Source organism: Streptomyces sp. NPDC047061 (genome assembly GCF_040643955.1).
Taxonomy (GTDB): Bacteria; Actinomycetota; Actinomycetes; order Streptomycetales; family Streptomycetaceae; genus Streptomyces.
Genome location: NZ_JBEYVI010000117.1, coordinates 1 through 3,167, shown reverse-complemented (window position 1 = coordinate 3,167; position 3,167 = coordinate 1). Strand labels below are relative to the sequence as shown.

The following is a 3,167-nucleotide window of genomic DNA, read 5'->3' as shown; positions in this document are numbered from 1 at the left end:
CGTTTCTTCATGCCTACGACCGCACCGGCATCTCAGTCCGAGCGATCACCCGCACCCGCAGGCTCCGAACGAGATCCGGTTTGCCACAACGCACTTAGATCAGGCCGCCTGATCCTCACCTTCCTATCGGACCCTGAAATCCTGAATCCCGCACGCTGAACAGTCGGACTCCCTCTGACCAGGCAAGACGGCGGGCACAGTGATATCACTGCAACGGGTGTCACGGTCCGGTGGCAGGGAGAGACAGGAGATGGGGCGGGTGCCGTGGCCGCGTACGCCGAACTGCTGCCGGACCAGGAACGGGTGCTCTGCGAAGACCACCCAAACACCCTGGCCCCCGGCGTCAGCTCGCCAACTGGCGCGCGACCCAGCTACTCGTCGCCGTTCATGCTGTCCAGACTCGCAGCCGCCACCGACAACGCGGGCTTGCCCTCCCTCACCGTGGGCTTGCCCGCGCCGCCAGCGGACGGCTTGCCCGGGTCAGGTGCGCCAGCGTCCGAGCCAGCCGCCGGCCTTCCGTGCGGCCTGTTCGGCTTCCTGCTCCTGGTGCAGGCGTTCCTGCTCCTGGCGCTCGCGTTCGTCGGCTTCGGCCTGCCGCTCGGCTGCGACGGCATGGCTCTGGCAGTCCTCGCACAGGTGCGGGTGCGACTGGCGCGGCTGACGCCAGTCCTGCACGTCGGCTGCCGTCCATCGGTTGTCGGTGAACTTGTTCCCGCAGTCCGTACACGCGGGGCGTCGGGCTTCCCGTTCTGCGGCTTCCCGTGCCGCGCGCCGTCGCTCCTCTTCCCGGGCGGCTTGGTGGCGGCGGGCGATGGCGGCGTCCCGGCGGGGGTTACCGATCGCGTCAAGCAGCGGCTCACGGTGGTCGCGGCCGAAGCGCCAGAACGCGGGCCCGGCCGGGCCGTGTTCGCGCAGCAGGTCCAGCGTGGTCGCCACGATCGGGATGCGGTTGTCGTAAGAGTGGTAGCCGTCTTCTGGGTACCACCGGCCTTCCCAGTGGTCGCGGGTGAGACCGGCAACCGCCTGCATCTGGCTCTTCGCGGAGCGCTTGCCGACCTGGTGGAAGACCAGCAGGACCGGCGGGTGCACCCGCTCGTACCCCTCCCAGGCGGGTGCGGACCAGCGGGTGCGCCACATCGGCTTCTCGATGCCGTCGGTGTCCTTCTCCTTCCTCTTGAAGAACCGCATGTACTTGTCGAACTTCGCAGCGACCAAAGCCGCTTCCTCGGTGCAGTTGTCGACCTCGATGAACAGCAGCGGCACACGGTCGCCCGGGGCGGTCACGACGACGTCGGCGCGGACGCTGCCGATCGCGGGGTTCTTCCAGGTGCCCTTCACCGGGAGGCCGACCTCGGTGGCGTAGGAGGTGATGGTGCCGATCCCCTTGGGCGCTTCGACGGCGGCCTGCGCGGCTGCCTGTGCTTCGGCCGGCTCCTTCGCGACCTGGGCGAGGTCGGGCTTCGGGCGGATCAGGGCGATGACCGTCTCGGTCACGGTCATGGGGTGGGATGCGCCGGAGCGGCCCCCGCTCTTGGGCATGCCGCCCATTTCTTCCGGCTCGCGGTCCAGCTCGATCCCGGCGGCGGCCAGTCCGGCCGCCGTGAGCAGCTGGACCTTTTCCCCGCGCCGGGTGCGACCGCCGTCGACGGACAGGCCATGACGTCGCAGATCGTTCGCCGCAGCACGGTGGGAGGCGGTGCGCGCTTCCTTCTGCTCGGCCGCCGTCTTCTTCGTCGTGTGCCGGTAGGTCAGGTGCGGCAGGGTCAGCCTTTGGATCTGGTCGGCGGTCGCGACCTTGAGCACCCCGAGCACGCACAGCACGTCCGCGCGCAGGCCGTTCGACGATCCCGCCTCGTTCTCCTTGCGCTTGCCCGCCATCAGGCCCGCCCTCCCACCGTCCGCGTCCGGCCAGCGGCCGGGCGCCGGCCCCCGGCCGTGGAGGGCGCCGGGCCCCCGAACCCGATGATCTCCTCCCCCACCGACATTCCCTTCATTTCCCTAAGGGTCAGGAGCAGAGAAGAGGGTTGTGACGATCCGGAGCGGCCTCGGATCGTCGTGGTGACCTGCGGAAAGGCATGGTGTGCGGGAGGCGGGCACGGAAGTGGCATCGGCAGCGGGACCAAAAGCGCTGGCGGCAGGAGCTCACACGGGCTTGTCCAGCCCCCGGGACGGCGGGCCGGGCCTGGCGGGACGGCGCGGTCCGGGCGGCGGGTGGGGCTCCAGGATCCCGGACTTGCGCGACGGCGGGAAGGGGCGGCGGGGCCGGGCACAGGCGGTGTGGGCACGATGGTCCTCGCGTTTCTCCGGCACCAGGGCCGGGGCGGGCGGCTGTTCGTCCGTCCCGCGCGCACCGGCGCGTGCGGGACGGACGCCACCATGCGAGATCACCCCTTGTCCGCGACCTGATCCTCCAAGCCCACGGTGTCCGTTTTGACCCTTGACCACCCCTTGTCCGCATGGTTCGTCCGTGGCCGATGCCACACCGCCGGCCGACGGTTCAGCGTGCGGGACGGGTACTGGACGGCGAGGAACCCAACCCCACTCAGAAGGCTTGCGAGCGCGGAACGTCTCGCCTCGCTCGATCGCTGCTTGTTCCGTGCGAACTCTCGCAGTGTCGCCCACCGGCTCGGCGAGCAACTGCCGGAAGGTCAAGGTGCTTTCGTCGTCGGCGGCCTCCACGTTGACGACGACAACCAGGCCCGGCTCACTCACGTGCACCTCGTTGATCGGGTTCGTGTACGGCACGGCGCCCGGGGCCAGGGGGAGTTGCGGTCACATGTGCCTTCACCCGACCGAGTGTTACGGCCCTGTCCGCAGCGTGTTCAGCCGAAGTCGAGCGCGTCCTGAACGCGCCTCTCATGGTGGCTGGCACGCATGGTGAAGCATTGGCTAGTACGCCACTGCTGTACCCCGTGTTCCACATCTACGGTCTGGTGTCACTCAAGGCCGTCCGGCTGATGGGCAGTTGGGTCATACAGCGAAAGGGAGACTGTTTCGTGCGATTAAGAACCATTGCGAGCGCGTTCGCCTTCTCGGTGGCACTGGTCGCTGCTAGCACCCAGACAGCGTTAGCCTCGATCGTTCATGAGTCCTCGTCGGTTCGCTGACGGGGACTCTGTGCTTGTGTGGTGCGGTCTTTTCAGGGCTGGGGCAAGTTGAGGGCCCGG

2 protein-coding genes are annotated in these 3,167 nt (G+C 68.8%); both read right to left on the bottom strand.

What is annotated here, in order from left to right:
• Positions 1-480: 480 nt before the first annotated feature.
• Positions 481-1,878, bottom strand: coding sequence for a replication-relaxation family protein (locus ABZ887_RS50995; protein WP_361306555.1), 1,398 nt, complete (start codon positions 1,876-1,878; stop codon positions 481-483).
• 264 nt (positions 1,879-2,142) lie between these two features.
• A complete protein-coding gene (locus ABZ887_RS50990; protein WP_361306553.1) occupies positions 2,143-2,745 on the bottom strand; it encodes a DUF6207 family protein in 603 nt (200 codons plus the stop codon).
• Positions 2,746-3,167: the final 422 nt, after the last annotated feature.

Bases quoted from the DNA above. Each gene is read 5' to 3' on its own strand.
- ABZ887_RS50995 (WP_361306555.1), bottom strand. From the start codon at position 1,878: ATGGCGGGCAAGCGCAAGGAGAACGAGGCGGGATCGTCGAACGGCCTG.